Annotated in this window: 23 protein-coding genes and 1 pseudogene; 19 read left to right on the forward strand and 5 right to left on the reverse strand. The window is 35.9% G+C overall.

The genetic code is table 11. The features are described from left to right. Positions 1-149: 149 nt before the first annotated feature. Positions 150-1892: a sensor histidine kinase gene (locus ACVWY7_RS05420; protein WP_001010471.1), complete on the reverse strand. Its 1743-nt coding sequence runs from the start codon at positions 1890-1892 to the stop codon at positions 150-152. Positions 1893-1901: 9 nt separating this feature from the next. Further along, entirely contained in the window at positions 1902-2606 is a 705-nt protein-coding gene (locus ACVWY7_RS05425) for a response regulator transcription factor (protein WP_000272701.1), read from the reverse strand. Between the two features lie 141 nt (positions 2607-2747). Here ACVWY7_RS05425 and ACVWY7_RS05430 point away from each other — a divergent pair, with 141 nt between their 5' ends. The 13 genes and pseudogenes from ACVWY7_RS05430 (at position 2748) to aceA (ending at position 14881) form a co-directional block, all read left to right on the forward strand. Beyond that, the gene (locus ACVWY7_RS05430; protein WP_001067959.1) at positions 2748-3596 is read left to right on the forward strand and encodes a CPBP family intramembrane glutamic endopeptidase; all 849 of its coding nucleotides are present in this window, start codon (positions 2748-2750) and stop codon (positions 3594-3596) included. A gap of 1 nt (position 3597) precedes the next feature. Beyond that, positions 3598-3954 (forward strand): hypothetical protein, encoded by a 357-nt coding sequence (locus ACVWY7_RS05435; protein ID WP_000750875.1) that lies wholly within the window; start codon positions 3598-3600, stop codon positions 3952-3954. A 31-nt stretch (positions 3955-3985) separates the two neighbouring features. Next, positions 3986-4285, forward strand: coding sequence for a hypothetical protein (locus ACVWY7_RS05440; RefSeq protein WP_001006052.1), 300 nt, complete (start codon positions 3986-3988; stop codon positions 4283-4285). Positions 4286-4296: 11 nt separating this feature from the next. Next, positions 4297-4485, forward strand: a complete 189-nt coding sequence (locus tag ACVWY7_RS05445) for a hypothetical protein (protein ID WP_000949425.1) — start codon at positions 4297-4299, stop codon at positions 4483-4485. A 134-nt stretch (positions 4486-4619) separates the two neighbouring features. Beyond that, complete coding sequence (locus tag ACVWY7_RS05450) at positions 4620-5888, forward strand: M48 family metallopeptidase (RefSeq protein ID WP_001233294.1); 1269 nt, start codon at positions 4620-4622, stop codon at positions 5886-5888. Positions 5889-6024: 136 nt separating this feature from the next. Further along, positions 6025-6804: pseudogene (locus tag ACVWY7_RS05455) on the forward strand (MCP four helix bundle domain-containing protein); the annotation flags it as partial. Positions 6805-6960: 156 nt separating this feature from the next. After that, a complete protein-coding gene (locus ACVWY7_RS05460) occupies positions 6961-7752 on the forward strand; it encodes a methyl-accepting chemotaxis protein (protein WP_419146066.1) in 792 nt (263 codons plus the stop codon). Positions 7753-7963: 211 nt separating this feature from the next. Beyond that, positions 7964-8866, forward strand: coding sequence for a DMT family transporter (locus tag ACVWY7_RS05465; RefSeq protein ID WP_000482324.1), 903 nt, complete (start codon positions 7964-7966; stop codon positions 8864-8866). Positions 8867-8959: 93 nt separating this feature from the next. After that, positions 8960-9622, forward strand: coding sequence for an S-layer homology domain-containing protein (locus ACVWY7_RS05470; RefSeq protein ID WP_000737525.1), 663 nt, complete (start codon positions 8960-8962; stop codon positions 9620-9622). Positions 9623-10033: 411 nt separating this feature from the next. Beyond that, positions 10034-10690 (forward strand): S-layer homology domain-containing protein, encoded by a 657-nt coding sequence (locus tag ACVWY7_RS05475; protein WP_073526194.1) that lies wholly within the window; start codon positions 10034-10036, stop codon positions 10688-10690. A gap of 460 nt (positions 10691-11150) precedes the next feature. Beyond that, positions 11151-11807 carry an S-layer homology domain-containing protein gene (locus ACVWY7_RS05480; protein ID WP_000731025.1) on the forward strand — a complete coding sequence of 219 codons (657 nt, stop codon included), beginning with the start codon at positions 11151-11153 and terminating at the stop codon, positions 11805-11807. Positions 11808-11990: 183 nt separating this feature from the next. Further along, positions 11991-13580, forward strand: coding sequence for a malate synthase A (gene aceB, locus ACVWY7_RS05485; protein WP_000107328.1), 1590 nt, complete (start codon positions 11991-11993; stop codon positions 13578-13580). A 23-nt stretch (positions 13581-13603) separates the two neighbouring features. Continuing rightward, positions 13604-14881, forward strand: a complete 1278-nt coding sequence (aceA, locus tag ACVWY7_RS05490; RefSeq protein ID WP_000787350.1) for an isocitrate lyase — start codon at positions 13604-13606, stop codon at positions 14879-14881. 173 nt (positions 14882-15054) lie between these two features. Here the strand turns inward: aceA and ACVWY7_RS05495 are convergent, their stop codons facing one another. Next, a complete protein-coding gene (locus ACVWY7_RS05495) occupies positions 15055-15846 on the reverse strand; it encodes a phosphotransferase (RefSeq protein ID WP_105988979.1) in 792 nt (263 codons plus the stop codon). Positions 15847-16197: 351 nt separating this feature from the next. On the opposite strand from ACVWY7_RS05495, the gene cspA reads away from it, so the two are divergent. Beyond that, positions 16198-16401, forward strand: a complete 204-nt coding sequence (cspA, locus tag ACVWY7_RS05500) for an RNA chaperone/antiterminator CspA (RefSeq protein ID WP_000301518.1) — start codon at positions 16198-16200, stop codon at positions 16399-16401. A gap of 188 nt (positions 16402-16589) precedes the next feature. On the opposite strand, the gene ACVWY7_RS05505 is transcribed toward cspA, so the two are convergent. Together ACVWY7_RS05505 and ACVWY7_RS05510 are read right to left on the reverse strand one after the other, a co-directional pair. Then, a complete protein-coding gene (locus ACVWY7_RS05505) occupies positions 16590-16802 on the reverse strand; it encodes a hypothetical protein (RefSeq protein ID WP_000412670.1) in 213 nt (70 codons plus the stop codon). Between the two features lie 283 nt (positions 16803-17085). Beyond that, positions 17086-17271, reverse strand: coding sequence for a hypothetical protein (locus ACVWY7_RS05510; protein ID WP_000391435.1), 186 nt, complete (start codon positions 17269-17271; stop codon positions 17086-17088). 281 nt (positions 17272-17552) lie between these two features. Between ACVWY7_RS05510 and ACVWY7_RS05515 the strand changes: the two genes are divergently transcribed. The 5 genes from ACVWY7_RS05515 to addA all read left to right on the forward strand — a co-directional run bounded on the left by ACVWY7_RS05515 (position 17553) and on the right by addA (position 26975). Beyond that, positions 17553-18134 carry a competence protein ComK gene (locus ACVWY7_RS05515; RefSeq protein ID WP_073526161.1) on the forward strand — a complete coding sequence of 194 codons (582 nt, stop codon included), beginning with the start codon at positions 17553-17555 and terminating at the stop codon, positions 18132-18134. A gap of 273 nt (positions 18135-18407) precedes the next feature. Continuing rightward, a complete protein-coding gene (locus ACVWY7_RS05520) occupies positions 18408-19001 on the forward strand; it encodes a TVP38/TMEM64 family protein (RefSeq protein WP_000347517.1) in 594 nt (197 codons plus the stop codon). Positions 19002-19057: 56 nt separating this feature from the next. After that, positions 19058-19621, forward strand: coding sequence for a signal peptidase I (gene lepB / locus ACVWY7_RS05525; RefSeq protein ID WP_000751905.1), 564 nt, complete (start codon positions 19058-19060; stop codon positions 19619-19621). Between the two features lie 116 nt (positions 19622-19737). After that, a complete protein-coding gene (gene addB, locus ACVWY7_RS05530; RefSeq protein WP_105988981.1) occupies positions 19738-23253 on the forward strand; it encodes a helicase-exonuclease AddAB subunit AddB in 3516 nt (1171 codons plus the stop codon). Further along, complete coding sequence (gene addA / locus ACVWY7_RS05535; RefSeq protein ID WP_073526153.1) at positions 23250-26975, forward strand: helicase-exonuclease AddAB subunit AddA; 3726 nt, start codon at positions 23250-23252, stop codon at positions 26973-26975. Before addB ends, addA begins: the two co-directional genes overlap by 4 nt. The last annotated feature ends 5 nt before the right edge of the window (positions 26976-26980 follow it).

The raw sequence follows: 26980 nt of genomic DNA on the forward strand, positions 1-26980 counted from the left end.
TCGCTGATATAATTTGAGTTGCGCCGATATATTCAAAAAATCGCCGATATAATTTCATATACCGCTAAAACACTTTAAAAAACGATCCGTATAATTTCATATACCGCTGAACTCTCCCCAAAAAGAAAAGACGCCACATAGCGCCTTTTCTACGAACGAAACGGAAACACAAGTATAATCGTCGTTCCTTTTCCTAGTTCACTATCAATAGAAATCGCTCCGTTATGAGCATGAACGAGTTGCTTTGTAATAGCGAGGCCAAGTCCAGTTCCGATGTTGCTTTCTTCTGTATTTGTTCCTCTGTAATATCGCTCAAATAGAAGCTCTTTCGTTTTATCATCCATTCCTTTTCCGTTATCTGAAATAGAGAGTGTGAATGAAGTAGCATTTTGTGAAAGCTTTACAATGACATTAGTTGTTTCATTATTATGTTTTACAGCGTTTACGAGTAAGTTTTCGATAATGCGTTGGAACCATTTTTCTTCAATGAAATATTGAATTTTGTTTGAGCTTGGTACGAATTCAATATTTTGATTTTGAAGTGTCGGATTATTAATGAATTGTAATAATACTTTTTGGACGAATTGATTCATTTCAATGTTTACGTGCTGCGCAGGAAGACTATTATTCTTTAATTGATACGTTAAGCTTAAGTCATCAATTAGTGTGGTCATATATTGAGATTTCTCTTTCATAACGCTGCCGAATTGCTGAATGTCACGATCAGTCCAGTTATACTGTTTTGATTCTAGTAATAATGCGTAGCCGTATATAGAACTTAGTGGTGTTTTTAAATCGTGCGTTAGACCAGTAATCCATTCTTCACGTGTTTGCTGCAGTACTTGCCTCATTGCATCATTTTTTTTGAGTGTAATAGAAAGGTGCTCTAGTGAATTTGTAACATCACTAAATAAGCGGAATGACCATTTTTCTTTACCCGATTTCCTGAACCTGATAGGTTTCCCTTTTTTACTAACAGGCTCTTCGTACTTTCCACCAGCAATATTTTTAAGCCAGCGCATCGCATGTAATAACGGTTTTCCAAATTTATTACCGTACCAAATAGAAAGAATGACTAAATAGACAAATACGATAAGAAGGATTAATCCGCATCCGATTAGAAACTTTTTAGTAAATACATCGTCTATTTCATCGTCTGGGTAGTAGTGCTCATTTTTTGCTGTTACAACAAGGAGATGATTGCTATTTGTGTCGTAAAAGCTAGACGTGTTTTCTTTATGATTCCACGGTTCCCTTTCATTAAGAGCAGCTTGTATAACAGAAAACGTTTTTTTCTTTCCGTTTGGATAGGAGAATACTTCATCGCCCTTACTATTAAAGATTTGAAGTGTTGCTTTTTCTTTAGAAAGTAACTGTTGTTCTTCTTCTGTTAATGTGAACGAATCGGTAGATACAGAAGGGTGCGCTTTCTGAATTGTTTTTAGTAGTGCATTGCTTTTTAACATGCCGCCGTAAATAACGAGTACGTTCTTTTCTTCTAATTCAATTTCCCAATATGTAAATGTATAAGGATTTTCTATATGATTTTGTATATACGAGAATAAAGATGCTTTCGTATAAGATGTTGGTACGTCACTAGGTGTATTAAAGTGATAGAGAACTTTTCCGTTTTCCTCGACAACTTGAATCCAATCATTTTTCTCTTTAATTAAGTCTTTTACTTCAGCTTTTAACGAAATATTGCCATCTTCTGAAGAGATGTATCTTGCAATCATAAAATTTTCAGCATCTGGAATGTTCGGTTCGTATGAAGTACTCGTAACAAGAAAAATTAAATACGTGAATGCAGCTACTACAGCAATCAGTAATGTAACTAAAACAAATACGTGTTGCATGATAAACTGGATAATAAGTCGTTTATTAAAGTTCATATCGTCACCCTACTTTGTAATGAACTTATAGCCAAGTCCGCGAACGGTTTTTATATATTCTGGTTTACTTGGGTCTTGTTCGATTTTTTCACGTAGTTTTCGAATGTGGACCATAACGGTATTGTCATCGCCATTGTAGGCAGGTGCTCCCCAAACTTTCTCGTATATTTCTTCTTTTGAAAATACGTAGTTCGGATTCTCGCAAAAGAAGAGTAATAGCTGAAATAGCTGGGCGGAACATTCGACAACACGCCCATTTACTGTAAGCTCTGCGGAATATCGATCAATTTCAAATCTGCCAAATGAACTAGAGTGTGCTTTTTGTTCGTGTGGCATGACTTGCTTCATATGTCTTCGGAGTTGTGCTTTCATACGAGCTACCACTTCAAGTGGATTAAATGGCTTCGTAATATAATCATCTGCACCGTGTGAAAATCCAGATATTTTATCTAAATCAGATGTTTTAGCTGTGAGGAAGAAGATAGGACAATCTGTTTTTTGACGAATGATTGGACAAATATCAAAACCAGATTGTCCAGGAAGCATGACATCTAAAATAATTAAATCGTAATCGTTTTGCTGAGTGAGAGATAAAGCCATTTCAGCTGATGTTGCAGTTGTAATATGAGAAAAACCTTCTTTTTCAAGAATGGTAGTTAGTAATTGTAAAATTGCTGTTTCATCATCAACGAGCAAAATATTTGCTTCATACATAAAAAATCCCTCCTAATTTCCTCGAATATCATATCATCTTTCTGTAACTTATGGAATTTTTAAGGAAATTTTAAGGTTTTCTTTCTCAAAAAATTAAGAATCAAATGATATGATAAAAGTAACATAGGGGAGGAGATGAGTGTGAATCCGTTTCAAACGATGCGAGCTAGATATTTTTTAATTGTATTTGCACTATTAACGTTAGTTGCAAGAGCCAGTAATGAATTGATAGAACATACATTTCATATGCAAAATTCTACTTTTATAAATATCCTTATATTCTATATCCTGCCGATGACGTGGATTTTTTTTGAGTATAGAAAATATCGTGTTTCATTTTCATTATTTATTAATAAAAATGAAACATTTAACTTGGTGCAAGTTTTATACATTACGATTATGTTATGCGTGTTTAGTTATGGATATCTTATTTTATACATGTATAGTTTTGCATGGATTACACCAGCATTTATTATGAACGCATTACGTGAACCGATCATAGATAGCACTGGGGGATATGTCTATCAAGTTATTATGGTCGTGTTCATCGCACCAATTATTGGTGAATTTGTTTTTCGAGGATTTTTACTACAACGCTTTGCAGCAAAATGGGGAACGAGTATAGCGATCATTGTAGTAGCGATATTATTTGCATTGTTACACGTTGATTTCCTAGGTGCAGTTGTATTTAGCGTTGTACTATCAATCGTATATATTCGTACGAATAGTTTACTCATGCCAATTGCTATTCACATGTTAAACAATGCATTTGTAATTGGCCTTTCTTTTTTAATAAATAAAGAAGAGATAATGAGTTTTGCAGATTTCTCAAATTATACGACGTTCTTTCCAGGGCTTATTATTTTTATAACAGGATTAAACTTAGTACTCATCTTCTTATTTGTTAACCGCAAATATTGGAGTAAAGAAATGCCCGCTATATATGTAGAGCAGGAAAAAAGCTTTTCAGACGTAGTGGGGAGTAAATGAGATGAAGAAGACGATTGAAAAAATATTGAAAGACATTATAGATGCTACATCTGTTACAGATATGTGTGATAGAAACGTTTGCCATTGGCTGCAACCTGTAGTAGATACGATTGTGTTTCCAGAGTATTATTTATTTTCTAGTACGCATGTAAAAGAAAATATTATTTCTCTTCTTATTGTGTTAGGGGTTTTACTAATATTTGGTCTAATTGTAGAAGAAATGATGAAGCGCATCTTCAGAAAGAATGAAGAGAAGTATATGTGGGTTCAAAAAATATTTGAGAAAGTAATAGTGGCTTTCCTTTTGTTTTATAGTATGAAAACAATCATTTACTTTATAGCTTTGAAACATCATTAATTCTAAATTTGAAAGGGATGTATAAAATTATATGAATGAAACGATATCATCAAATAAGTTTTTTTATTTGATTGTGCTTAGCATAGTACTAATAACAACAGTCAATGTTATTCTTCGCTGGGAGGAAGCTTATTTCTTTATGTATTTAGCACTCCATTTGTTAGGAATTCTATGTATTAGTGGCGGCGTAGTTGCTGAAAAAAAGAGTGAAGAAAGCATTAATTATATGTGTGTAACCGGCCTTATTTTACTTTTAGCTGTACAAGGGATTATGAAATATAGTTCTTTTTCTCTGCAAGATTTTAGCTTATTAATGGATGTACTTCCTTAAGGGGGCGCGTTATGTTGTCTAAGAAGCAAATAGGATACGTACTAGTTTTAGTCGGTTTTTTTACGCTTATTGTAACAACGTTATTTTTTCAGGACTATGAATATATACGCTATATAAAAGGTGCTGGTTTAATATGTTGGGTTGTAAGTATATTTCTTATCCCAGATTATGAACCGAATAAAGTGTCTAAAGGTAGGTAAAACTCTTCTTTATGTAGAAGAGTTTTTTTATGTAAATAGAGGGTTCTTGAGCAATTTGCATAATAAGCTTGTTCTAATTTAGCATGTACGAACTTACAATAATAATAGACAGGCAGCATAGAGGAGGGAATAGCGTGAGGAAGGTTATTGGGTGGTCGCTTTTTTTGTACGTTGGGTTTGCGTTATTTATATATTGGTATTTATTTGGATGGAGTCATGAACTGATTCCGGACATGTATAAAGGAACGAGTGCAGATCCAGAAACGTTTATGAATGCAAGAGAGCTTACGCTAAGCCAAGATTATTCGCGCGTGAAAAATTTATTGTACTTTTTAGCGACGCCTCTTGAATGGATTATATTATTATTTGTACTTGTGCTCGGTATTTCAAAAAAGTTTGAGAAATGGTCGAAGGAAACGACGAAAATAAGTGTCCTGCAAGTTGCGATTTATTTCTTTTATTTATCACTACTTACAACAGTTCTTGCCCTGCCGATGCAATGGATTAGCCGAAAAGTTTCCGTTGATTACGGCATTTCAACGCAAAGTACACAAAGCTGGATAAAAGATCATGTTATCGGTTTTTGGGAAAGTTATGCGACGATGTTAATCGTAGTTACCGTTCTGTTATGGCTTATCCGTAAATTCCCAAAGAGATGGTGGCTAGCAGGATGGGCGCTCTCTGTTCCGTTTACAATCTTTTTAACATTCATACAGCCTGTTGTGATTGATCCACTGTATGACGACTTCTCGACTCTGAAAAATAAAGAGTTAGAAACGAAAATTTTAGCGATGGCAGACAAAGCCGATATTCCGGCTAAACACGTATATGAAGTAAATATGTCGGAAAAAACGAATGCGTTAAATGCATATGTAACAGGAATAGGACCTAATTCACGTATTGTAATGTGGGATACAACGCTTAAGCAATTAAAAGATAAAGAGATTTTATTTATAATGGCCCATGAAATGGGGCATTATGTTATGAAACATATATATTGGGGCGTTGCGAGTTATGTATTGTTATCGTTTATAGGGATGTATCTCATTAGTCGTATTATAAATATGTGTATTCGAAAATGGGGAGATACGCTGCAAGTTTCAAAAGCAGCATGTTTCTCAATTTTACCTTTATTTTTCTTAATTTCTTCTGTACTCTCTTTTGCATCACAGCCAGCAACAAACTATGTTTCTCGTATAGAAGAACGAGCGGCAGATCAATATGCTTTAGACATGACGAAAGACGGGAAATCTGGTGTAAAGACGTTTCAATATTTATCAAAAACGAGTTTAAGCCAAGTAAATCCGCCTGCGTTAGTAAAGTTTTTCTTATATACACACCCACCAATTTTTGAAAGAATTCATGCGTTTGAACAATATAAGAAACAAAGCAAAAAGAAGTAGCTATTATGCTACTTCTTTTTTTATAGAGATATAAGTTTGATATTGGGAATATTTATCATTGCTTTTTATTGTGATTTTGTAAATAATAAGCTATAAAATTCTAAAAATCTATATATAAAGGAATAAAGGTGGAAAAATGTATTTTTTACAAAATTTAAAAGTGAAATATAAATTATTGTCACTTATTTCATTAGCAGTTTTAGGCATGGTAATTATGAGCTATGTAGCAATTCAGTCTATTAATAAGATTAAGCACAATACAGAGGTTGTAGTAGATGATTATCAATATTCTACAATTTTATTAGAAGGGATGCTTCGTACACAAAATTCACTAGAATATAACTTATTAGAATTAATTACGACATCACAAAATGAAGGGACAAATAAAGAGGAGATAATTGATAATATTGAAAAGGATCTTAAAAAATATGATTCTTTATTAAAAGAATATGATGATGGCTTTAATTTAAGTAAGCAAGAGGATGAACTGTTTCAGGAGATGAAGAAATCTTTGCCAATTTATATGGGTACATATAAAAAATTGTTTGAAAAGGCGAAGGTAAAAAACGAGTCACAAATGGTAAACGAATTTCAGAAGGAATTAAAACCGAGGGGAGTAGAGTTAGCTGGATATGCGGTGGATCTAGAATCGTATGTTTCAAACTTAGCTGATCAAGTATTTAATGATTCTCAAAAAATGATAGATCGGTCAGTTATTACTTTTATCATTCTCGTAGTAGTTACTACAATCGTTATATGTATAGTAAGTTATAGTATTAGCAGGCTTATAGTTGCTCCTTTACAAACGGTTAGTCGTATGATGGAAAGAGCAAAAAATGGGGATTTAACTGTACATGGTGAGTATAATGCTAAAGATGAATTAGGTGTATTAGTAAGTGATTTTAATGAAATGATTACAGGGCTAAGAACAAATATGAAAGAAGTAGATAATAACATTCAGCTTTTATTCCAACATGCAGACGGAGTAGTATCTGCATCAGAAGTATCTAGCAGTGCGGCGGAGAAAATAACGATGGATATTGAAGAAGTTGCAAATGGTGCAGAGAGCCAAATGCAAGCAATGGAACAAACTGCAGGTGCGATGGAAGAGTTGACACAGGGAATGCAGAGTATAGTGAATACATCATCATCTGTAAATGAATTGTCTGCTCAATCAGCATTAGATGCAGAGAGTGGTAATAAGTTAATGAAACAAATGATTCAACAGATGAATATAATCCAAAATTCAGTACATAGCGGTGTTAAACAAGTAGAGACTATGAAAGAACAATCAGAAGAAATTGTTAAAATCATTGATGTTATGCAAGGTATTGCCTCTCAGATTAACTTATTAGCATTAAATGCCGCAATTGAGGCTGCCCGTGCTGGGGAAAGTGGTAGAGGTTTTGCAATTGTCGCAGATGAAGTGCGGAAATTAGCGGAACAATCTAGTAATTCTGCAAAACAAATTGAGAAGCTTATTAATCAAGTTATGGGAACAACGAGCCATACGGTACATATGATGGAGAGAGTAGATAATGAGGTACAGGCAGGTACACAAGTGGTAATGGATACAGAAAAAGTATTTGGAAAAATTACAGAAAAAGTACATCAAGTATCTGAGCAAATTCAAACGGTATCTATGTCTACAGATGAAATTGCAGCAAGTAGTGAGGAGATTTCGGCTTCGGCAGAAGACATGGCTCAAATTTCCCAAAGATCATCTGACCGAACTGATAGGGTAAAAGAGTCTATTCAACAGCAAGAAAAATCTGTTCAAGAGATCTCGACTTCAATTGAACATGTGCATAACGCAGCAGGAAAACTAAAACAAATAGTTGCCCAATTTACTCTTCAAAAGTAGTAGTATATTTCAGTTTTAATATAGAGAAATTCCTCTCAATAAATAAAAAAATCATCCCATGTAAAAAGGATGATTTTTTTATGGAAATTTTGTACGGTTATTACTTATTATATTCTAATTTTTTACAATTTTCCGATTGTAATATATAATAATACGTAATGTTTTGGAGATTTTTCGTTTGTAAAAGATTGATTTTAGGAGGAGAGAAAGGGTGTTCAATAAAAAATCAATGCCGGCTATAAAAATGATCCTTTCGATGTCTATTTTCGGATCAATTGGATTTTTTTCTGTTCAAACAGGTTTACCGTCTTTCGAATTAGTATTCGTTCGTTGTATTTGTGCGACTATATTTTTAGCATTATGTTGGCTTGTAACAGGACAGTATAAAACTGAAAAATGGAATAAAAAAGAAGTTATACAAATATTAGCATGCGGTATATTTCTCGTTTTTAACTGGGTATTTTTATTTAAAGCGTTTGAAGTTATGTCGATTACAATTGCGATTTCAGTTTACCATCTTGCACCCATTATTGTATTAATGATTGGTAGTATCGTATTTAAAGAGAGACTTACAATGTTTGCTGTTCTGTCTATTGTCATTTGTTTTATCGGTACAGTTTTAGTAGCTGGTGTAGATGGAAATGTATCGCTTGAGAAACTGATGTCATCTGGTATGGTATGGGCACTTCTTGCGGCACTATTTTATGCTTTTACTACTTTACTAGGAAAGGGGATTCAGCATACGAGCGCATATGCGATGACATTTTTACAAACATTTTTAGGTATATTTTTATTGCTACCATTCGTAGACTTTGGCAAGTTTCAAGGGTTAACAGAGATGAACTGGATGATGATTACAGCGACAGGTCTTATACATACTGGATTTGTATATTACTTATTTTTTGACAGTTTAAGAGATTTATCTACTAGAATGATTTCTGTGTTAGTATTTTTAGATCCTGCTGTTGCGATATTATTAGATACAGTCTTTACTGGATTTAGACCGACTAGTATGCAAGTAGTAGGGATTATTCTTATATTTGTAGGAATGGCCTTTACTTTTCGAAAAACGAAGGATGAGGAAATAGCAGTAAAAGAAAAATTGTATTCGTAATTGTAAATAATTAGATAATATTCTATTGATAATTTTCTTATTTTTTGTACAATATAATCTGTAGGAAAATAAAGGAAAAGGCAGGTGAGAGAGATGAAAAAACTAGTAAAGATCGCGACAGCACTAACTTTAATGGGGGGAATATTTGTAAGTGCAAATGGTGTGTCTGCAAATACAGATGTTGTCCAAAAATCTAGTCCTGATATTATGATAAAGTTTGATGATGTAACAACAGATCATTGGGCATATGATGAAATTACAAATTTAGTATATCATCGCATTATGTATGGCTATGGAAATGGTAAGTTTGGGACAGAAGATAATATAACACGTGAACAAGCGGCAGCAGTTCTATATCGTGCACTTGGTTTAAAAAGAAGTGCATTTAATGAGAATCCATATGGAGATATTAGTGGGAAATCAACAATGTTTCCTTACGAAATTTTACACTTAACAAAGATTGGTATTTTTAAAGGCGACGAAAATGGAAATTTCCGTCCGAAAGATACACTGACTCGTGGAGAATTAGCACAAGTTTTAACGAAAGCATATGAATTGAAAACAAAGCGTCCGCATACATTTACAGATATACCAGAAAACTATTGGGCAAGGGATGCAATTAGCGCATTGCAGTCTAATAAAGTAGCGGTAGGAACGGGAGATGGCAAGTTCCAGCCTGAAATGCTCGTTACACGCGGACAATTTGCGAAGTTTTTACAACGATCAATTGATAATTCTCCAGGGAAAATGGAATAGATAGAGAGAAAGCTCATAATGTGTAGAAGAGGTATCTTCCGCTTATTATGAGCTTTTATTAATAGAGAGATTACTATTGTCGTATGTTGTAGGTAAGTCGATATAATTGCATTTTTTGTCTAGAAAATGAACTTTTAAAATGTGAAGGATTTCTTTTGCAAAAAGTAGAATATTTAATGTATAGAAACACCTTTAAATGACTAAAAGAAAGGGAAATGATTTGCGTACAATTCGGTATAAAAATTGAAATTGAGAGCGAATTGGCTCTCCTTTAGTAGTGATTTTCACAATAATAGATTTTTTAAATGTAATATATTGCATAATGGGTTCGAAGGAAACATATGTAATATTGGAAAGGATTTCAGTCTATTATTTTCCGTTTTTTCAAATGGAGGTAAAGGGGAGAGGGCAATGAAGAAGAACATGTTACGTATAATGGCAACGGTAACTATTATGGGCGGCTTGCTTGCAAGTACGAATGTTCCAAGCGTAAAAGCAGAAGAATATCCAGAAATGATTGTGTTTGATGATGTTCCAGTAAACTACTGGGCATATGACGATATAATGGACGTAGTATACAACAAAGTAATGCTAGGGTATGGAAATGGTAAGTTTGGTGTAGGTGATAATGTAACACGAGAACAAGTAGCAGCAGTGCTGTATCGTACATTGAATTTGAAAAAGGAAGGACCTTTAAAAAATCCATACAAAGATATTTCTGAAAGAGCAACAATGTTTTTAGATGAAATTTTAGTATTAACAAAGCATGGTATTTTTAAAGGTGATGAAAAAGGAAACTTTAGACCAGCCGCACCAGTAACACGCGCAGAAATGGCGCAAATTCTTACGAATGCATTTACATTTGAAGTGAAGAAGAACCATACATTTAAAGATGTACCAAATAATCATTGGGCAAAAAATGCGATTAGTGCACTGCAGTCTAATCATGTCATAGTAGGAACAGGAAAAGGGAATTTTGAACCGAATACAGTTGTAACACGTGAGCAATATGCAACGTTTTTAAATAGAGCTGTTATTAATTTTAATTTGAAAGATGAAGATTATTAAAATACAAAAACCGTTTAATTTAATATTAGGTTATAATTAATATTTTGATATAACGAATAAAGAGGGGGATGTGATTTTTTACATTCCTCCTCTTTATTTTTAATCTATATTATGTGTTTTTATAATTATATGTATAATGGAGTACCATTTGAAATAATCGGGTGTTGACGGGGAGTTGATCTTCAAGTCATCTCGCGTATTCTCCGGTTTTTTTTGTCGGAATTTTATTGCAGCCAAATAGCGGGAGAAAGGAAAAAAAGCGTGAAAATTAATTTTTTATATACTTATTTTATACGTAAAAAAGTATGCTGTAGTACCTTGATTATCAATGAAGTGTAAAGAGAAGTAAGTGAAATATGATTCACAATTTGGACATAATTCAACTGAATAAATGTATTGTTACTCTTTTGCTAATTCTTTATATTAGAAAAAAATAAGTTTTAATTAGGGAGAGAATACTTTGAAGAAAAAAGTTTTAAAAGTAGCAACAGCTTTAACAATTATGGGGGGAGTAGCATTTAGTGCTGAAGGGACTACAGCAAAAGCTGAATTAGCTGCAAAGCCACAACAAGCAAGTCAGGCAATCTTTAAAGATGTGCCAGCAGGACATTGGTCTTATGAAGCAATTCAAACTTTAGCAGAACAAGAAATTATGCTTGGTTATGGAAATGGTGTGTTCGGTTTTGGACATAATGTAACTCGTGAACAAGTAGCTGCTTTAATTTATCGTGCACTTGATCTTGATGAAGAATTTGGTGAAGATGAGGAATTAGAAAGCCCGTATAATGATATTGTTGATGATAACTCAACGATGTTTCCTTTCGAAGTGTTAGCAGTAACAGAATTAGGTATCTTTACAGGTGACGAGAAAGGAAACTTCAGACCAAAAGATACGTTAACACGTGCAGAAATGGCGCAAGTTCTTACGAGAGCATTTGGATTACAGGTACAAGGACTAGCAGGATTTAAAGATGTACCAAAGGGACATTGGGCAGAAAATGCGATTAATGCAGTAGGTTCAAATGGTATTTCAGTGGGAGATGGGAATGGTAACTTCGCTCCGAACATGAAAGTAACACGTGAACAATATGCGCAGTTCTTATTTAGAGCGCTTTAATAAAAAGGGGTCAGTGTTGTATAACACTGGCCTTTTTTTTATGTGCAATGCCGGTGGCAGGATACAGTTTTATAAAAAATCAATTAAATTTTCAAAAAAAACTTCCTTTTCTGAAGATTTGTTATATAATATAAAACATAAAATCAAATCTGTTATAAGACAGTTTAAGAAGGGGATGCTAATATGTCGACGCAAACTTCACGGGTTACACTCGTGGGAGAAATGTTACCAGCGTACAACGAAATATTGACACCTGAGGCGCTTAGTTTTTTAAAGGAACTACATGAAAATTTTAATGAGCGCCGCATAGAACTTTTACAAAAACGTGTGAAAAAACAACAGAAAATTGATGCAGGAGAGTTTCCGAAGTTTTTAGAAGAAACAAAGCGTATACGTGAAGCGGATTGGACAATTGCTAAATTGCCAAAAGATTTAGAGGATCGCCGCGTAGAGATTACTGGCCCAGTAGATAGAAAGATGGTTATTAACGCTTTAAATTCAGGAGCACATCTTTTTATGGCGGATTTTGAAGATTCGAATTCACCAACTTGGGAAAATGCGATTGAAGGTCAAATAAACTTACGAGATGCAGTAAAGGGAACGATTTCACATAAAAATGAAAACGGAAAAGAATATCGTTTAAATAGTAAAACAGCTGTATTAATTGTGCGTCCAAGGGGATGGCATTTAGAAGAAAAACATATGCAAGTTGACGGAAAGAATATGTCTGGTAGCTTAGTAGATTTCGGACTTTACTTTTTCCATAATGCGAAAGCTCTTTTAGAAAAAGGAAGCGGTCCATACTTTTACTTACCGAAAATGGAAAGCTATTTAGAAGCAAGATTATGGAATGATGTTTTCGTATTTGCTCAAAAATATATCGGTATTCCAAATGGAACGATCAAAGCAACGGTGTTACTGGAAACGATTCACGCTTCGTTTGAAATGGATGAAATTTTGTATGAGCTTAAAGATCATTCTGCTGGATTAAATTGCGGAAGATGGGATTATATTTTTAGCTTTCTAAAGGGTTTTCGTAATCATAATGAATTTTTACTTCCAGATAGAGCGCAAGTTACGATGACGGCGCCGTTTATGCGTGCTTATTCTTTGAAAGTCATTCAAACTTGTCATCGCCGTAATGCACCAGCTATTGGAGGGATGGCGGCACAAATTCCGATTAAAAACAATCCTGAAGCGAATGAAGCTGCTTTTGAAAAAGTGCGTGCTGATAAGGAGCGAGAAGCTTTAGACGGTCATGACGGGACTTGGGTTGCCCACCCGGGACTTGTACCAGTCGCAATGGAAGTATTTAATCACATTATGAAAACACCGAATCAAATTTTTAGAAAACGAGAAGAAATACATGTTACAGAAAAGGATTTATTAGAAGTACCAGTGGGAACGATTACAGAAGAGGGTCTTCGTATGAATATTAGTGTAGGTATTCAATATATTGCATCTTGGTTAAGCGGACGGGGAGCAGCGCCAATTTATAACTTAATGGAAGATGCGGCAACAGCTGAAATCTCAAGAGCACAAGTATGGCAATGGATTCGTCATGAAGGTGGAAAACTAAATGATGGTCGTAATATTACGCTTGAATTAATGGAAGAGTTAAAAGAAGAAGAATTAGCAAAAATAGAAAGAGAGATTGGTAAGGAAGCCTTTAAGAAAGGGAGATTCCAAGAGGCGACAACGTTGTTTATAAATCTCGTTCGAAATGATGAATTCGTACCATTTTTAACATTACCGGGTTATGAAATTTTATAAAAAGTGAAAAGGGGATGGAACAAATGAAAAACGAAAGAATCGAGAAATTACAAGAGAGCTGGGAATTAGATACGCGTTGGAAAGGGATTACACGTCCATATTCGGCAGAAGATGTAATTCGCCTGCGCGGATCAATTGATATCGAGCATACATTAGCGTGCCGCGGTGCTGAAAAGCTTTGGGCGTCGCTTCATACAGAAGATTACATTAACGCACTTGGGGCATTAACAGGAAACCAAGCGATGCAACAAGTAAAAGCTGGGTTAAAAGCAATTTATTTAAGTGGATGGCAAGTAGCGGCCGATGCAAACCTGTCTGGACATATGTATCCAGACCAAAGTTTATATCCAGCGAACAGCGTACCTGCTGTCGTAAAACGAATTAATCAAACACTTCAACGTGCGGATCAAATTCAGCATATGGAAGGAAGCGGTGATACAGATTACTTCGTGCCGATTGTAGCAGATGCAGAAGCTGGGTTTGGCGGACAATTAAACGTATTTGAACTGATGAAAGGTATGATTGAAGCGGGTGCGTCTGGCGTGCACTTTGAAGATCAATTATCTTCAGAGAAGAAATGCGGTCATTTAGGCGGAAAAGTATTACTACCAACGCAAACAGCAGTGCGTAATTTAATTTCGGCACGCCTTGCGGCAGACGTAATGGGAGTGCCGACAATTATCGTTGCAAGAACAGATGCGGATGCAGCAGATTTAATTACGAGCGATATCGATCCTGTTGATAAAGCGTTTATTACAGGCGAAAGAACACCAGAAGGATTTTACCGTACGAAAGCAGGTCTTGACCAAGCGATTGCACGTGGTTTAGCATACGCTCCTTACGCAGACCTCGTTTGGTGTGAAACATCTGAACCAAATTTAGAAGATGCAAAACGATTTGCGGACGCAATTCATAAAGAGCATCCAGGGAAATTGCTTGCATATAACTGTTCACCTTCATTTAACTGGAAACAAAAACTAGATGAGAAAACAATTGCGAGCTTCCAAAAAGAAATCGCATCTTACGGTTATAAGTTCCAGTTCGTAACACTTGCTGGATTCCATTCATTAAACTACGGCATGTTCGAATTAGCACGCGGCTATAAAGAGCGCGGCATGGCAGCGTACTCTGAACTACAACAAGCAGAATTCGCAGCAGAAAAACATGGCTACTCTGCAACTCGTCACCAACGAGAAGTAGGAACAGGTTACTTTGATGAAGTAGCACAAGTCATTACAGGCGGTACTTCATCAACAACAGCGCTAAAAGGATCTACGGAAGAAGCACAGTTTACGAAATAAAAGGAAGGGGCACCTTTTGAAATGGTGCCCCTTGTTATTTTTTGAACGATGCGAGAGTAAGTGAAATGATATCAACGATTTTTTCGATATATCTACCGTAACTTAAAGTATATCAACGATTCGACAAAGGATATCGACTTACCGACACAAAATGACAATATCATCATAGCTTATCAAATCCACTCAGCTCTATGCTCACGAATAAACTTCATATCTTTCTCATAATGCTCTAAATGTCCTTCATCAATCATTCTTTTAAAATTTACGTCGCCTTCGTTTGCTTTTCTTTTCATATATGTACATAATGCTTCTAATCGTAGTAACACCATTCCTAAGTAATCTTCGTCCATACTTTTACCGTAGGACTGGACAAATAATTTCACTCTTTCTTTTATAGAGTCAGCATGTTGTGCCGATTCATAATGAATTGCCTCGCCTGATTCTGTATAATACACTCTACTTAAAGGCACACAAGTATACAATGTATAAGCGATATCCCAAATTCTTGGTCCAGGAGCAGCAACATCGAAATCAATAATGCCTACTGATTTCTCGTCATTAAAAATAATGTTATATATAGCAAAATCGTTATGGCATAAAACTTCAATGTTATTTGGGGTATGATCCATCGGTTTCCAATCATCTAATAACGGAAAGTCACTTACAGCATCATGGTACAGCCGAAGCATCTTTGATATTTCTTTTAACACATTATTAGACCACATATATTCTTTTAAAGGATAATTCCCGGCTTCTCCTTCAATAAAAGATAAAATCTCTCTATTTTTCTCATCAATACCTAAAAACTTTGGTGCGTAATGAAAACCTTTGTTTTCTAAGTGCTGTAATACCTTGTGAATTTTTGCACTGTCTGGCTTCAATTCTCGCCGAACAGTATTTTTAGAACGATATACGTTTGAGACGTTTCCCCCTGTAAGCTTTTCTTCGTTTGTGTAGTTTGACATTTCATCCCCTCCAGTAAGTACTGTCAGATTACATTTTAACACTTAGAAGAAGGAGTATAGTGGCATTCGAAAGATTTGTTTATTTTTATTCAAATAAGATATTGATAATTGCATACGTGATTTAATTTGTCAGTTATTTTCAAAAAAGATTGTACATTTTATTTTAATGTGCTATGATAATGTCAGTTGAATAGTTAAATTAAGCAATCCATATGTTATCAAGTGCTGAAAACGAACGAGAAAAAGTATGTGAGAATTAGTTTATGTTTCGTATTTGATAATGTGTGGATTCTTTTTTTAGATAGGAAAACTAAAAATTTAAAAAAATGTTTTTCTTAGGAGGAAATAATTATGGCAGTAACAGGACAAGTAAAATGGTTTAACAACGAAAAAGGCTTCGGTTTCATCGAAGTTCCAGGCGAAAACGATGTATTCGTACATTTCTCTGCAATCGAAACTGACGGTTTCAAATCTCTAGAAGAAGGTCAAAAAGTTAGCTTCGAAATCGAAGACGGTAACCGTGGACCTCAAGCTAAAAACGTAATCAAACTATAATTTTATAGTTTATTATGAAAAAAAGGATGGCAGCTGCCATCCTTTTTTTTGTTGTGGAGAAAGTCTTTCTATCTTAAAATTCGGCGGGAGACCAACTGCTTGTTAAAGCTCAATTATTGAGGGCTGAATAAAGTTTTACTTTCTAAATGAGAAAGTAAAACTTTATTTGTTCTTAATTTTTTTGCAATTCATTTTTTATTTGTTGTTCTGTCTACATCTGAAATGGGTAAATCTGCGCCATATAGGCTTTGATTCATATCTTTTTTGTTAGCATTGTTGTTAGAATTTTGTTCGTCTTGAGATGATGTTTCTAACATTTGTTCTTGCTCCTTACTCGGAGTATTCAGAGCATCTGATGGGGCGCTATTAATCTGTTGGCTTAATAGACTTTTTTTCTCCATATTATACGGCTCCTTTTTGGAATGAAATAAAAAACGAATGTAATCATAAATAATCACTTACATATTTTGTGTTTTGAAGTGGAATTATATACAAAACTTATATTGCAGATTTAACAATTAAAAAGTTGAAGATCTTACTAAAAAATAAAAACGGGTAACACGTACAAGTACTTTTTAACGTAGTGGATCATTTTTTTATGTAATAATCTTTTAAAAATGGGATATATGGACACTAGGAAGAAAACATGAAAAGAGTAAAAGACCTTCCAAAGTGGAAGGTCTTTTACTCTTCTTTTTCAACCTTTTTCTTCTCACGTTTTTTACATTCAGAGCATTTCGATTTACGAAAAGGTTTTGCAAAGAATAATAGTATGAAACATAAGCCGATTATAATACTAGCTGGATTTTTCACGATCACAATGCTACTATTTTTCATTTGAATCGTTGGTTGCATTTCCTTTTCTTCCATAGTGGACCTCCATATATTGGTTTTTTATTTTTATTATAGCAAAGTTAATTGCCGTAATGATGCGGAATGAGGAAGCGATTGTAAATATTTATAGGTAGTATAAATATATTTTACGTATAGATTATTTATTAATTACTATATTATTGTTTTTGAATTTGAAAGATATTTGATAAATAATAAAGTATTGTAAAAAAGCGGAATCTGTAAGCCATTTCCTTTTCATAGATGCTAAAATTATACATGCAGCTGCTAATATAAATAGAAAAAGGAGATAGTGGAATATGGAGAATAAAGTGGAACGCTACGTCGAAAACTATGTGGTAAATAAAAATACAATGGCCTTACTTCCTGTAATTCTCAGTGAAAAGAAAATTGTCACGCGAGTTGTTGAAGTGCAAGACTCTTTTTTCGTATTTCAAAAGCCTCTAGATATTATAGAAAGAAGTTGTCGCAAGCATGGTTCTAGTTTTTTAGGTAGAAAAGAAGGAACGAAAGAGTTAACTCATATTACCCATAAAGCTCCAATTGCGATTAGTCCAACCGATCAGCTTTATTTTTTCCCTACTTATTCTTATTCTAGAAAAGAATGCGCGTGGCTGTCTCATTTTTATATTGAAAGCAATAAAGAATTAAAAGATGGAAACCTTATTATTCGATTTATAAATGGCTTTGCGGTGAAGTTAGAGATATCGAAAACTAGCTTTGAAAATCAACAAAATCGTACAGCAAAATTGCGTACTGAGTATGAAGATCGTAGGAAAAAACAAGGGAATCCTTGTTTTAAAGAGGTTGATAAAAAGGAAGAATCTAGATTAAAACCAGCATATGAGAGTGTGTATTTTGTGAAAGAAGACGAGGTGTGAAAGGATGGGGAACCCCCATCCTTTTTATTTGTTAGTAAGTGGATATATTGGAGAAATCGCAAATGCAAAAAAATGCCATTCCCTAAATAACCAAATTCACGACACGTCCTGTCGAATATTGATAGATTATCATAGCATAATAATGAAGGAATTCTTATGAAAGGTATGGAAACTTAATAATTACATCTCCATATGTCGTATCTACCATTTCCTCTTTCATATAGGCAATGATACAGTAGAGGTAGTACTTAGAGTAAAGGGGTAAAGTGTAGAATGGATTTTCAGACGATCAAAGAGTATTTTTCACCAGAAAATATGGATCATATTGTTGAAAGCTATAAAGCGTTCGGACCACTTCTTGGTATTGGGTTACCGATGATAGAGGCGCTAATTCCAGCATTGCCACTCATCGTATTTGTACTGGCGAATGCTGTTGCATTTGGATTTTGGCTCGGTTTTCTTTATTCTTGGCTTGGATCAGTAATGGGTGCCTTACTTGTCTTTTTCATTATCCGCCATTTTGGCCGAAGTCGTTTCTTTTCTTTTGTAAATAAGCATGAGAGAGTACGAAAGGCAATGGGGTGGATTGAAAGGAAAGGGTTCGCGCCGATTTTCGTCATATTTTGTTTTCCGTTTACACCGTCTGCGCTTATAAATGTTGTTGCTGGTCTATCTCGCATTAGTGTAAAACAGTTTGGCCTTGCGCTCGCGTTCGGAAAACTTGTGATGATTTTTATTTTAACGTATATCGGTCATGATTTAATGTCATTTATTCATAATCCGGTGAAATCAGTCATTGTAGCAATTGGTATTTTTATTTTATGGTATGTTGGTAAGAAAATCGAAGTAAAATTAGAACTACATTAAGAATAGTCTTCTTTGTAAAGGAAAGCTTCATTATTAAAGGAGAAGGGGAGAAGCGGATGAAGAAAACTTTGAAAAAAGAAGGCATAGAGTGGATACGAACAATTTTAATTGGTGTATTATTAGCTGTATTTTTTCGAACGTTTTTCTTTTCAACGTACGTTGTAGAGGGGAAGTCAATGATGCCGACATTACAAGATGGCAATATGCTCGTTGTAAATAAGGTGAGTTATCAAGTAGGGGACTTGAATAGATTTGACGTTGTTGTGTTTCATGCGAACAAAAAAGAGGATTACGTAAAACGAATTATCGGTTTACCTGGGGATCATATTGAATATAAGCATGATAAGCTATATGTAAATGGACAATTCGTAGATGAACCTTATTTAGAGACGTATAAGAAAGAGATAGATGGACGACAACTAACAGGCGATTTTAAACTAGAAGAGTTAACGAAGGAAAAATCGGTGCCACCTGGATATATTTTTGTAGTGGGTGATAACCGTCTCGGAAGCTGGGATAGTAGACACTTTGGGTTTGTAAAAGCTGATACAGTTGTCGGTAAAGTTGATTTACGATATTGGCCAATTCAAGAGGTACAAACGAATTTTTCAAAAGGTTGATATAATAGGTAGAAGTATAGAAAAAGACAAACTACTCTGTTTGTCTTTTTTCGTGTCCTATAATACAATTATAGTAGCAAACTAACGTTCGTTATGTAAGTGAAAGGTGGGGTTACATGTCACTTCGATTTGTGATTGGTAGAGCGGGAAGTGGAAAAAGTACACTTTGTTTACACGAAGTGCAGGAAGAGTTAAAACAGCGTCCAAGAGGGGAAACAATATTATATCTTGTGCCAGAACAGATGACATTCCAGACGCAGCAGGCGTTAATTGGCAGTGAGGATGTTAGAGGTTCTATTCGGGCACAAGTTTTTAGTTTTTCACGATTAGCGTGGAAGGTATTGCAAGAAGTTGGCGGAGCGAGTCGTCTTCACATTGATGAAGCGGGCGTTCATATGTTACTTCGTAAAATTGTAGAGTCTCGTAAAGATGGATTATCGGTGTTCCAAAAAGCAGCGGAACAAAACGGCTTCTTTGAACATCTCGGCAGTATGATTGCAGAGTTTAAACGATATAACGTGACGCCATCAAACGTATATGAAATGTGGCAACAATTAGATGCGCATAGTAGCAGTGCAGAACAAAAGTTACTAGCGAATAAAGTGTATGATTTACAACTACTATATGATGATTTTGAGCGTGCTTTAATCGGAAAATATTTAGATTCAGAAGACTACCTGCAATTGCTAGTCGAAAAGCTTCCTCAATCTGAATATGTAAAGGGAGCTGAAGTTTATATAGATGGATTTCACTCATTTTCACCGCAAGAGTTAGAAATTGTAAGACAGCTTATGATTTGCGGAGCGAGAGTTACGATCACGTTAACGATAGATGAAAAAACGTTAGCGCAGCCAGTAAATGAATTAGATTTATTTTATGAAACGACATTAACGTATGAAAAAATAAAACAAGTAGCGCGTGAAGAGAAAATAGAAATTGAAAAAACGATTCCACTTATGGAACAGCCGCGTTTTCATTCTCCGGCATTAGCGCATTTAGAAATGCATTACGAAGCGCGTCCAAATGAAAAGTTTCACGGTGAAGCAAGTGTAACGATTCATACAGCAGCTAATTTACGAGCGGAAGTAGAAGGCGTTGCTCGTGAAATTCGTAGACTTGTGGCTGAAGAAAACTATCGTTACCGAGATATTGCGGTTCTTCTTCGTAACGGGGAAAGTTATTACGATGTAATGCGGACACTATTTACAGATTATAATATCCCGCACTTCATCGATGAAAAACGCCCGATGTCACATCATCCGTTAGTAGAATGCATTCGTTCTGCACTCGAGATTATTAGCGGGAATTGGCGTTATGATGCAGTCTTTCGCTGCGTGAAAACAGAGCTTTTATATCCACTAGACGTAAGAAAAGAAACGATGCGCGAAGAGATGGATGAGTTTGAAAACTATTGCTTAGCATACGGTGTACAAGGGAAGAGATGGACTTCTGAGGATCCGTGGATGTATCGTCGCTATCGTTCTCTTGACGATACGAACGGGATGATCACAGACAGTGAACGTGAAATGGAAGAGAAAATAAATCGATTGCGTGACGTTGTAAGAACGCCAGTTATTCGTATGCAAAAAAGACTGAAGCGCGCGGGAACAGTTATGCAAATGTGCGAAGCTGTTTACTTATTTTTAGAAGAGCTGGACGTTCCAAAAAAATTAGAAGCATTACGTATTCGTGCAGAAGAGAGTGGGGATTTCTTATTTGCGACAGATCATGAACAAGTATGGGAAGAAGTTATGAGTCTTCTTGATACGTTCGTTGAGATGCTTGGCGAAGAGAAAATGTCACTTTCTATGTTCACAGACGTTATGTCGACAGGTCTTGAGGCGCTTCAATTCGCAAACATTCCGCCGTCATTAGACCAAGTGTTGATTGCTAATATTGATCGTTCAAGATTATCAAATGTGAAAGCAACATTTGTTATTGGCGTGAATGAAGGTGTCATTCCAGCAGCACCGATGGATGAAGGTATGCTTTCTGATGAGGAAAGAGATGTTTTGAGCGCTGCAGGTATTGAACTCGCACCAACGACGAGACAAACTTTATTAGAAGAACAGTTCGTTATGTACCAAATGGTAACGAGAGCAACTGAGAAATTATATATTTCATGCCCGCTTGCAGATGAGGAAGGGAAGACGTTACTTGCGTCTAGCTTTATTAAGAAAATAAAAAGAATGTTCCCTGATGTGAAAGATACATTTATTACGAATGACGTAAATGATTTATCACGTTCGGAACAAATTTCATACGTAGCAACGCCGGAAGTAACACTGTCATATGTTATGCAGCAACTTCAAACGTGGAAGCGATATGGATTTGAAGGGAATTTAGACTTTTGGTGGGATGTATATAATTTCTACGTAACTTCGGATGAATGGAAGCAAAAAAGTAGCCGCGTATTATCAAGTTTATTCTACCGAAATCGTGCGCAAAAGCTAAGTACAGCTGTAAGTAGAGATTTATACGGAGACAAAATAAAAGGAAGCGTTTCTCGTATGGAACTATTTAATCGTTGTGCGTACGCTCATTTTGCACAGCACGGTTTATCGTTAAGAGAGCGTGATATTTTTAAACTTGATGCGCCAGATATCGGGGAGCTTTTCCATGCAGCGCTGAAGAGAATTGCAGACAGGCTATTACGTGAAAATCGTACTTGGGCAGATTTATCAATAAAAGAGTGTGAGCATCTTTCTACTGTAGTAATAGAAGAGATTGCACCGTTATTACAAAGGCAAATTTTATTAAGTTCAAATCGTCATTTCTATTTAAAACAAAAACTACAACAAATTATTTTCCGTACGTCAATCATTCTTCGTGAGCACGCGAAATCGAGTGGTTTCGTACCAGTTGATTTAGAAGTACCATTCGGTATGGGCGGTACAGGATCCCTTCCGCCGATGGAATTCTCATTACCAAATGGTGTGAAGATGGAAGTAGTTGGCCGTATTGACCGCGTTGATAAGGCAGAAGATGAAAACGGAACATTCCTACGTATTATTGACTATAAATCAAGTTCAAAAGCGTTAGACTTAACGGAAGTGTATTACGGATTAGCACTTCAAATGTTAACGTATTTAGATGTTGTTACTTCAAATGCACAGACGTGGATGAAAAAAGGCCACGCAGCATCACCAGCTGGTGTACTGTACTTCCACATTCATAACCCGATTGTTGAGGTGAAAGGTGACGCATCTGAAGCAGAAATTGAAAAGGAAATTTTAAAGAAATTCAAAATGAAAGGTCTCGTACTAGGAGATGCTGACGTTGTTCGTTTAATGGATAACAAACTTTCAACAGGGAGCTCTGATATTATTTCTGCTGGTCTGAAAAAAGACGGTAGCTTTAGTGCGCGTTCAAGTATTGCCAGTGAACAAGAGTTTAACGTCCTGCAAAAATACGTACACCATACGTTTGAAAATATTGGAAAAGATATTACAGAAGGCGTTATCGATATTGCTCCTTACAAAAAGGGAAATAAAGCGGCATGTACGTTCTGTAACTTCAAAGCAGTTTGTCAGTTCGATGAATCACTTGAAGATAACCAATTCCGTACGCTAAAAGATATGAAAGATAGTGAAGCGATGGAGAAAATTAGAGAGGAGGTTGGCGGAGAATGATTGAAAATTGGCCTAAAAAACCAGAAGGTAGTCAGTGGACAGATGATCAGTGGAAAGCGGTTGTAGCGAACGGACGTGATATTTTAGTCGCAGCAGCAGCTGGATCAGGGAAAACAGCAGTATTAGTTGAACGTATTATTAAAAAGATTATAAATGAAGAAAATCCAGTCGATGTCGACCGCCTGCTCGTTGTAACATTTACGAATGCAGCGGCGCAAGAGATGAAAAACAGAATTGGGGAAGCGTTAGAAAAAGTATTAATTGATGAACCAGGATCTCAGCACATTAGAAAGCAGCTGAGCTTATTAAATAAAGCTTCCATTTCAACGATCCATTCATTTTGTTTACAAGTTATTAGAGGATACTATTACATGCTTGATGTTGATCCTCGTTTCCGCATTGCGAATCAAACAGAAAATGAATTATTAAAAGAAGAAGTGTTAGATGACATATTAGAAGAAGAGTATGGAATAGAAGATAATACGATATTCTTTGAACTCGTTGATCGTTATACGAGTGACCGTAGTGACGATGATTTACAACGTATGATTTTAGCGCTTCATACAGAATCAAGAGCGCATCCAAATCCGGAAAAATGGCTCGATAAATTAGTAGAAGCATATGACGTCGAAGGAAAGACAATTGAAGATTTAGTGTACGCCTCTTACTTATTAGAAGATGTGAAATTCCAGCTTGAAACAGCGGAACAGCATATTCGTAAAGCAACGGAGCTCGCAATGCTTCCTGACGGTCCGGCGCCTCGCGTTGAAACGCTGCAAGCAGATTTAGCTTTACTTGGAACGTTATCATCAGCTGCTCGTGAGTCGTGGACAAGCGTGTATGAAGCGATGCAAAACGTATCGTGGCAAACGTTAAAGCGCATTAAGAAAAGCGATTATAACGAGGATATTGTAAAACAAGTAGACTCTCTTCGTAATAAAGCAAAAGATGAAGTGAAGAAATTACAAGAAGAGCTATTTAGCCGCAGGCCTGAAAGTTTCTTACGAGATTTTCAAGATATGCATCCTGTATTAGAAAAGCTCGTTCAACTTGTAAAAGTATTTACAGAGCGTTTCCAAGCGATGAAGCGAGATAAAGGCATGGTCGATTTCACAGATTTAGAGCATTTCTGTTTACAAATTTTAAGTGAACAAAGTGAAGATGGTGAAATGAAGCCATCAGCAGTAGCACTTCAATATCGTAATAAATTTGCTGAAGTATTAGTCGATGAATATCAAGATACGAACTTCGTACAAGAATCAATTATTAAATTCGTAACGAAAGATTCTGAGAGTAAAGGAAACTTATTCATGGTTGGTGACGTGAAGCAGTCGATTTATCGTTTCCGACTAGCAGAACCAGGATTATTCTTAGGAAAGTATAAACGTTTCACACAAGAAGGATTAGGCGGCGGAATGAAAATTGACTTAGCGAAAAACTTCCGTAGTCGTCATGAAGTGTTAGCGGGTACAAACTTTATCTTCAAACAAATTATGGGCGAAGAAGTTGGGGAAATTGATTACGATGCTGACGCTGAATTAAAGCTAGGTGCTAGCTATCCAGAAGGTGAAGATGTAGCAGCTGAACTATTGTGCATTCAGCAAACAGAAGAAGAAGTAATAGACGGTGAAGAAGGTGCGGAAGTAGAAAAAGCACAGCTTGAAGCACGTCTTATGGCGCAGCGCATTAAAGCGATGGTTGATTCAGGTTATGAAGTGTATGATCGTAAAACGGATAGTATGCGCCCTGTACAATACCGTGACTTTGTTATTTTACTTCGCTCCATGCCATGGGCACCGCAAATTATGGAAGAGTTAAAATTGCAAGGAATTCCAGTATACGCTGACCTTGCCACTGGTTACTTTGAAGCGACAGAAGTAAATATTATGATGAACGTATTCCGCGTTATTGATAATCCGATGCAAGATATTCCGCTTGCAGCAGTACTTCGTTCCCCAATCGTTGGATTAAATGATGAAGAACTTGCAACACTTCGTGCTCACGGGAAGAAAGGCTCGTTTTATGAAGTAATGAGCTCATTCTTAAAAGGAGCACCGCTTGAAGAAGAAAAAGAACTACATGATAAATTAGAATGGTTCTATAACTTACTGCAAGGATGGCGTGAATTCGCGCGCCAACAGTCTCTTTCTGATTTAATTTGGAAAGTGTACGGTGAGACAGGTTATTATGACTTTGTCGGTGGTTTACCAGCTGGAAAGCAAAGGCAAGCAAACCTGCGTGTGCTATATGACCGCGCAAGACAATATGAAGCAACATCGTTTAGAGGACTATTCCGCTTCTTACGCTTTATTGAGCGTATTTTAGAACGCGGTGATGATATGGGTACGGCGAGAGCTTTAGGTGAACAAGAAGATGTCGTTCGCATTATGACAATTCATAAAAGTAAAGGACTTGAGTTCCCAGTCGTATTTGTCGCTGGACTTGGTCGTCGTTTTAATATGCAAGACTTAATGAAACGTTTCTTACTTCATAAAGACCTCGGTTTCGGTTCGCAATTTATCGATCCGCGTAAACGAATTAAATATACGACATTATCACAACTTGCAATTAAGCGTAAAATGAAAATGGAATTAATTGCGGAAGAAATGCGCGTCTTATACGTAGCGTTAACACGGGCAAAAGAGAAGTTAATTTTAATTGGAACGGTTAAGGATGCAACTAAGGAAATGGAAAAATGGCTGGATGCGAGGGAGCATAGTGAATGGTTATTACCAGATCATATACGTGCCGGAGCATCTTGTTATTTAGACTGGATTGCACCTTCCTTATATAGACATCGTGATAGTGAGATGCTTCTTGAATTAGGACAAGGAAGCATTCCAGATGAAATTTATGGGTATGACACTAGCTGGAAAGTAGAAGTTGTTGATGGTAACACGTTACTTGCGCCAGAACCCGTTCAAGAAGAGAAACAAGAATTGTTAGAAGCACTTCGTGAGAAAAAGGCTGTTCCGTTAGAGAGTGAACGGAAAGAAGAAGTGTACGATAGATTAATGTGGAAGTACGGATATGGAGAAGCGACATCTCATCGTGCGAAGCAATCTGTTACAGAAATAAAGAGAAATTATCAATCTGAAGAAGGTAGCGATAACGCCTTTATTAAAAAACTACGTGCACCAATTAGAACACGTCCTCGTTTTATGGAGAAAAAAGGGTTAACGTACGCAGAGCGCGGAACAGCAGTCCATGCCGTTATGCAGCATGTTGATTTGAAGAAACCGATTACGGTTGAAGTTCTTCAAGAGCAAATTGCAGGAATGGTAAATAAGGAATTATTAACATTTGAACAAGCAGAAGAAATAGCAATTGAAAAAGTGATTTCATTCTTTGACAGTGACCTAGGTAAAAGGGTATTAGCGGCGAAAAGTGTTGAGCGTGAAGTGCCATTTACGATGATGCTTGCAGCAGAAGAAGCGTATCAAGATTGGCAAGGGCAGAGCGGGGAATCAATTCTTGTCCAAGGGGTTATCGACTGCATGATTGAAGAGGAAGATGGTATTACTTTAATCGACTTTAAAACGGATACGATTGAAGGGAAGTTCCCAGGTGGATTTGATCAAGCGAAACCAATTTTAGAAGAGCGATATAAAGTGCAGCTTTCGTTATATGCAAAGGCACTTGAGAAAAGCTTACAACATCCTGTGAAAGAGAAATGTTTATACTTCTTTGATGGTAATCATGTTATAAAAGTTGAGGAATAGAGGGG

It is taken from the genome of Bacillus sp. TE9106W, assembly GCF_054062215.1.

What these genes read in the sequence shown, in the direction of transcription:
- cspA (WP_000301518.1), top strand. Translation starts at nt 16,198, where the DNA reads ATGGCAGTAACAGGACAAGTAAAATGGTTTAACAACGAAAAAGGCTTC.
- ACVWY7_RS05505 (WP_000412670.1), bottom strand. Translation starts at nt 16,802, where the DNA reads ATGGAGAAAAAAAGTCTATTAAGCCAACAGATTAATAGCGCCCCATCA.
- addB (WP_105988981.1), top strand. Translation starts at nt 19,738, where the DNA reads ATGTCACTTCGATTTGTGATTGGTAGAGCGGGAAGTGGAAAAAGTACA.
- addA (WP_073526153.1), top strand. Translation starts at nt 23,250, where the DNA reads ATGATTGAAAATTGGCCTAAAAAACCAGAAGGTAGTCAGTGGACAGAT.
- lepB (WP_000751905.1), top strand. Translation starts at nt 19,058, where the DNA reads ATGAAGAAAACTTTGAAAAAAGAAGGCATAGAGTGGATACGAACAATT.
- ACVWY7_RS05510 (WP_000391435.1), bottom strand. Translation starts at nt 17,271, where the DNA reads ATGGAAGAAAAGGAAATGCAACCAACGATTCAAATGAAAAATAGTAGC.
- aceA (WP_000787350.1), top strand. Translation starts at nt 13,604, where the DNA reads ATGAAAAACGAAAGAATCGAGAAATTACAAGAGAGCTGGGAATTAGAT.
- ACVWY7_RS05495 (WP_105988979.1), bottom strand. Translation starts at nt 15,846, where the DNA reads ATGTCAAACTACACAAACGAAGAAAAGCTTACAGGGGGAAACGTCTCA.
- ACVWY7_RS05460 (WP_419146066.1), top strand. Translation starts at nt 6,961, where the DNA reads ATGCAAGCAATGGAACAAACTGCAGGTGCGATGGAAGAGTTGACACAG.
- ACVWY7_RS05445 (WP_000949425.1), top strand. Translation starts at nt 4,297, where the DNA reads ATGTTGTCTAAGAAGCAAATAGGATACGTACTAGTTTTAGTCGGTTTT.
- ACVWY7_RS05435 (WP_000750875.1), top strand. Translation starts at nt 3,598, where the DNA reads ATGAAGAAGACGATTGAAAAAATATTGAAAGACATTATAGATGCTACA.
- ACVWY7_RS05470 (WP_000737525.1), top strand. Translation starts at nt 8,960, where the DNA reads ATGAAAAAACTAGTAAAGATCGCGACAGCACTAACTTTAATGGGGGGA.
- ACVWY7_RS05420 (WP_001010471.1), bottom strand. Translation starts at nt 1,892, where the DNA reads ATGAACTTTAATAAACGACTTATTATCCAGTTTATCATGCAACACGTA.
- ACVWY7_RS05440 (WP_001006052.1), top strand. Translation starts at nt 3,986, where the DNA reads ATGAATGAAACGATATCATCAAATAAGTTTTTTTATTTGATTGTGCTT.
- ACVWY7_RS05520 (WP_000347517.1), top strand. Translation starts at nt 18,408, where the DNA reads ATGGATTTTCAGACGATCAAAGAGTATTTTTCACCAGAAAATATGGAT.
- aceB (WP_000107328.1), top strand. Translation starts at nt 11,991, where the DNA reads ATGTCGACGCAAACTTCACGGGTTACACTCGTGGGAGAAATGTTACCA.
- ACVWY7_RS05515 (WP_073526161.1), top strand. Translation starts at nt 17,553, where the DNA reads ATGGAGAATAAAGTGGAACGCTACGTCGAAAACTATGTGGTAAATAAA.
- ACVWY7_RS05475 (WP_073526194.1), top strand. Translation starts at nt 10,034, where the DNA reads ATGAAGAAGAACATGTTACGTATAATGGCAACGGTAACTATTATGGGC.
- ACVWY7_RS05425 (WP_000272701.1), bottom strand. Translation starts at nt 2,606, where the DNA reads ATGTATGAAGCAAATATTTTGCTCGTTGATGATGAAACAGCAATTTTA.